This is a genomic window from Pseudoselenomonas ruminis, from assembly GCF_008271295.1.
GTDB classification, from domain to species: domain Bacteria; phylum Bacillota; class Negativicutes; order Selenomonadales; family Selenomonadaceae; genus Selenomonas_A; species Selenomonas_A ruminis.
Genome location: NZ_VTOY01000043.1, coordinates 1 through 686 on the forward strand (window position 1 = coordinate 1; position 686 = coordinate 686).

Annotated in this window: 1 rRNA gene; it reads right to left on the reverse strand. The window is 53.6% G+C overall.

What is annotated here, in order from left to right:
* Positions 1–686, reverse strand: a 23S ribosomal RNA gene (locus tag FZ040_RS13850); the annotation flags it as partial.

Genomic DNA, 686 nt, shown 5'->3' on the forward strand with positions numbered 1-686 from the left:
ACTCCTCTCCTTAACCTTCCAGCACCGGGCAGGTGTCAGCACCTATACGTCAGATTTCTCTTTAGCAGGCACCTGTGTTTGTGGTAAACAGTCGCTTGGGCTTCTCTTCTGTCGCCGGCTCCAGCTCCAAGAGTAAATCTCTTCACCAGCTCCGGCCATCCTTCTCCCGAAGTTACGGATGCATTTTGCCGAGTTCCTTAACGAGGGTTTTCCCGCGCACCTTAGGATTCTCTCCCCGCCTACCTGTGTCGGTTTTGGTACGGGTACATGTTGTCTCGTTAGAAGCTTTTCTTGGCAGTGTAGTACGCCCCAATTTGACGCTCCCGTGGGATTGTCTATCTATCAGTTCTCAGCCTTACGGTGTGGGGATTTGCCTCCACACCAGCCTACCGCCTTCGACACACATTTCCAATCGTGTGCTGGGGCTCCTTGCTGCGTCACTCCATCCTCAAACAACAACATGCAGTACTGGAATTTTCGCCAGTTGTCCATCGCCTATGCTTTCTGCCTCGGCTTAGGTCCCGACTTACCCTGAGACGACGAGCGTTGCTCAGGAAACCTTAGGCTTTCGGTGGGTCAGATTCTCACTGACCGTTTCGCTACTCATACCGGCATTCTCACTTCCAAGCGCTCCAGCTGTCCTTGCGGTCAACCTTCAACGCCCTTGGAACGCTCCCCTACCCATG